The sequence below is a fragment of the Hydrocoleum sp. CS-953 genome, assembly GCF_002260545.1.
Taxonomy (GTDB): Bacteria; Cyanobacteriota; Cyanobacteriia; order Cyanobacteriales; family Microcoleaceae; genus Trichodesmium.
The window spans coordinates 1-4,479 of record NZ_LGSU01000743.1; the positions used below are offsets into that span (position 1 = coordinate 1).

Consider the following 4,479-nt stretch of genomic DNA (forward strand, 5'->3'; position numbering starts at 1 on the left):
CAATCTCAGACGTGTCAAGCGATTGCTCCCTTCCACTCCGTTCCAGTCGCAATGACTTAGCCCCGACTTCCCTATTCTCTATTCCCTAACTTCTGTAAGAAGTCTAATGTAAATCATCTTCCCAAACACCAATATAGACACGATTATCTTTACTACGCTCAATTAGACCTTCAAAATTACTCCGAAAAGACTTTATCTATTCAAATTTTTCAATAATAGTCTTTTTACTATCCGCTTTAATATTTCTCCTAAAGCAAATCCTCCCGTCAATTCTAAGAAAGTAGAATTGATATCTATAGCAGTATGAAATGATTCGTAAAAAAAACTGTAGAGGTTTAGTCTTCCAGACCGAAGCCAAAATCTTGGACACCAACCCTGACGATAAAATAAGTTCCTTGAATATTCTGAATAAAGGTAGAAATAACAGCAGCAAGTCAAAACAGAATTACAGCTAAAATTACCCGAAAAATCAGATATTTCTTGTCAAATGCTGTAACTAAACCAACTACAAAAACCATTTGCTATCTAAACTTTTGCATTCTGTGAAGCTCCAAAAAATTCAGAGGGTTTTGCTCTTGCATTTCCCAAAAAATGATGATACCATTAAACTATTGGTAGTTACTCGCCTATACGCATGATTTTTTATTCAACCATTTTTGATCAATGATAGAACTCCGTTCCGCTTTGCTAACCATAAGAAACGTGCTTGCTCAGGTTGTAGAAACTAAAATAAATGTCAAAGATAGCAAATAGGTTCTATACAGGAAAAAGATTCAAAAATACTCCCCCTTATTCCTTCTTCCCTCTTCCTTCTGCCTTAAACTATGAACTTTCAAAACTCAATAACCATCGCCTCATTTCATCAGATAAATTTTGCCGACTTCTACTTTTAGGATAAATACAAAGGTGCTTCGTATTAGCTCTCGCCACCCACTTTTCTCCCACCTCCTTTAAAAAGACTTGATAATAAATTTCAAACTCATCATCCCCCCAACTTTTAGGCATTAATTCAATAGTTAACTCATCCCCACAAAACATCGGACTACGAAAATCAACATCAGCATGAATAATTGGAATAGCAATTTCTGGATTACTAAAAAAAACCTTTAAATTAATGCCAAATGCTGCCAAAGATGCCTCATAAGCTTCATGGCAAATTGCTAAAACATTAGCAAAATAAACCACACCAGCAGCATCAGTATCCTGAAAATGAAGTATTCTTGTATAGTAAAAAGACATTAATAAAAATCAATCGAATAGTGAGGATAAAAAATATAGCGAATTTAATTTCAATTATACTAATTCCCATGCCTTCATGCTATACTCGGATAAAACTTTAGTTATTAAGTAATTAAACTAAGGTAATTAATTTTTTGTTAGAAAAGAGTAAATTTAGCATTAATTATTATTGTTTGTACGGACGCCCTGATGCAACGTCCCTACCTCTTTGTACCGACGCCCTGATGCAACGTCCCTACTTCAATCAAATGTAGAAAAGTTTTTGAGAAATAGTATTAGTTAGCGGGCAGGATGCCCGCACTAAATAAATTTGAACATTAATATTTCAACTTACCAGTTTCAGTAATAGCTACTGATACTCAATAAGGTTCAGATAAGACTAANCCTACTTCAATCAAATGTAGAAAAGTTTTTGAGAAATAGTATTAGTTAGCGGGCAGGATGCCCGCACTAAATAAATTTGAACATTAATATTTCAACTTACCAGTTTCAGTAATAGCTACTGATACTCAATAAGGTTCAGATAAGACTAAAACTCACAAGGAATAGAAGAATCAGAGGATATCTTCAGATTACAGAAATACCAGAAAAAATCCCTCAATTAACTACAATTATCTATAGACTAATCTACCTTCCTTGTTCCTTATTCATTATTCAAAAAATTCTTAACTGAACTGTATTGACTGAATAACTGATAACTGAATTGCGCAGTTAGGACCATAGGAGGCTAAATGAATTGCGCAGTTACGACCATAGGAGGCTAACTGAAATTACCCCTTATTTTTAATCATCATTACATCAATAATCTTAGTAGCAACTGCTTCGGAAATTTCCAAAGTATTATACAATTCATTCAAAAGTTGTTCTTCCTCTTCAGCAAGGTCGCCATCTACTAAAACCAAATCTGTACTAACAGCAAAAACTGTTTCTCTTAACTCTTTAGGAAGTTTAACAACTGCAGCATCAAACAAAGGCTTAATTTCTTTATTCTTAATCATACCTAAGAGACGATCTAACATTTCTCTCTTGCTTTCTTCTGAATAATTACTAAACAGTTCCATCCGAGAGAAAATATTACTAATACCTTGTTTTTCACTCTCAGTAATAATACCATCAGCAGCTACAGAAATTAAAGCTATCGCTGCAAAAGCTTCAGCCGGTTCTAATTTAATATCAGTAGCTTGTATTGTTGTTGTTCCTTGATCAAAAAGACCCATTTTAGTTACCTCATTAGTATTTTTTTTACTGTTACTAGGTTCCGATTTTTAGGGAACCTTAAGTGTTAAGTTTTAGGAAATAGGTTATACATCTTAGGTTATAGATGAGAAAATTTTACTTAACACCTAATACCTATAAAATTGAGTTAAAAATTCCATCATTATTCGATAGAATCTAAAACTTATCACCTGCCACCTATCACCTTTTTGAATACTTCTCAAAAACTACTAAATCAGCTTTGAGAAAATCAACAAATTGTCGTGCCGTTCGCCCAGAACGACCATTATTTTTAGTCGCCCATTGTAAAGCTTGATAGTCTAAATCNCACCTAATACCTATAAAATTGAGTTAAAAATTCCATCATTATTCGATAGAATCTAAAACTTATCACCTGCCACCTATCACCTTTTTGAATACTTCTCAAAAACTACTAAATCAGCTTTGAGAAAATCAACAAATTGTCGTGCCGTTCGCCCAGAACGACCATTATTTTTAGTCGCCCATTGTAAAGCTTGATAGTCTAAATCTTCAGGATTTAGATTGATTTTTTCTTGCTTTGCTAGATGTCTAACAATTGTTAAATAAGTATCTTGGTTAGCAGGTTCAAAAGTTAAAGTTAAACCAAAGCGATCACTAAAAGAAAGCTTTTCTTGAACTGTATCCCAATTATGAACTTCATCACTATCTTTTGGGCGAGGGCGATCGTTAAAGAATTCTCTTATTAAATGCCTTCTATTTGATGTAGCATAGACTACCACATTTCCTGGTCTAGCAGTTAAATTACCTTCTAAAACGACTTTGAGAGCCTTAAAAGTATCATCATCTTCTTCAAAGGAAAGGTCATCGACAAAGATAATAAATTTTTGTGGAACATTGCGTAATTTTTCGAGAATCAATGGTAAATCTTTTAAATCTGATTTAGCCACTTGAACTAAACGAAGATTACGTTGACTATACTCATTTAATAAAGCTTTTACTAAGGAAGATTTACCCGAACCACGACTACCATAAAGTAGTATATTAAGTGCTGGATATCCTGCTAGGAGAAATTCTGTATTTTTGATTAAGGTATCTCGTTGGAATTCATATCCTACTAATTCTTTTAATTGTACTGGATCGGGATTAGTAATAGTTATTAGTTGACCTTTATGCCATTCAAAGGCAATTGATTCAGCGAATAAACCTGTACCAAAATTACTATAGTGAGTGGCTAAGGTTTCAATAGCATCTGCCCAATTTTCTAAATTTCTTAACTTTTGATAGATAGGTTCTTTTTTTTCTGATTGTAGTTCCCAAGCAATGGGAATTTTTTCTAATTTAGATATTGTTTTTACCCACTTACTAATTGTTTTACTACTACACTGATAAAGATTTTGTAAAATTTGCAAATCATGTTTTGCTGCTGCGATTAAACTAGGAGAGAGACTGGTCAAGTTTTTTTGTTGAACTTGTTTACTAAAGGGATTATCATCCTGAAGAATCTGATAAATTAGATATTCTTCCCAAGAAATATTTTGACTAGCAATAGTTCTAAACCAGTTACTATAAGCTCGAATACATTCTATTCTACTACCATCATTTTTAGACAAAGATTCTAATAACTGGATAAAAGCTTCACCCACTGTTTTTTTTAGAACAGAATTATATAACAACAGAGATGCTATTTGCTGTTGCAAGTTTTGAATCTGGGCGATAATCTGGGTATCTAAACAAGACATAATTGATTAAATATTTAATAGACTAATTATAGATTATTTGTAAAGGAAATATAAAAAGGGAACAGGTAATAAGAAAGAAGAAATCAAGATAACTATTTGTCACTTAAAAATCTAGGAAGATATGTACTTTTGCACCTCTGGTATTTACCATATTTTAATCTTTTGAGGTCTTACCTCTTTGAGATTTTAGTCACTCTAAGCTCTCTTAAGTAGTCATGCTTTTAGGAATTTCCTAGTTGAGAGAGGGAATAGGTATGGAGGGAGAAATAATTGATAATTTCTAGATAACATTAGAGATATATAA

The 4,479-nt window shown here is 32.8% G+C and carries 4 protein-coding genes; all 4 read right to left on the reverse strand.

Features of this window, described 5'->3' with window-relative positions; translation table 11 throughout:
- Positions 1 to 822: 822 nt before the first annotated feature.
- The 4 genes from AFK68_RS08890 to AFK68_RS08900 all read right to left on the reverse strand — a co-directional run bounded on the left by AFK68_RS08890 (position 823) and on the right by AFK68_RS08900 (position 4,175).
- Entirely contained in the window at positions 823 to 1,239 is a 417-nt protein-coding gene (locus tag AFK68_RS08890) for a thioesterase family protein (RefSeq protein ID WP_094672418.1), read from the reverse strand.
- A gap of 770 nt (positions 1,240 to 2,009) precedes the next feature.
- Entirely contained in the window at positions 2,010 to 2,456 is a 447-nt protein-coding gene (locus AFK68_RS08895; protein ID WP_094672419.1) for a tellurite resistance TerB family protein, read from the reverse strand.
- Positions 2,457 to 2,655: 199 nt separating this feature from the next.
- Positions 2,656 to 2,781 (reverse strand): DUF815 domain-containing protein (locus tag AFK68_RS44625; RefSeq protein ID WP_143437708.1); only part of this gene is annotated, 126 nt, incomplete at its 5' end.
- Between the two features lie 77 nt (positions 2,782 to 2,858).
- Positions 2,859 to 4,175, reverse strand: a complete 1,317-nt coding sequence (locus tag AFK68_RS08900; RefSeq protein ID WP_094672420.1) for an ATP-binding protein — start codon at positions 4,173 to 4,175, stop codon at positions 2,859 to 2,861.
- Positions 4,176 to 4,479: the final 304 nt, after the last annotated feature.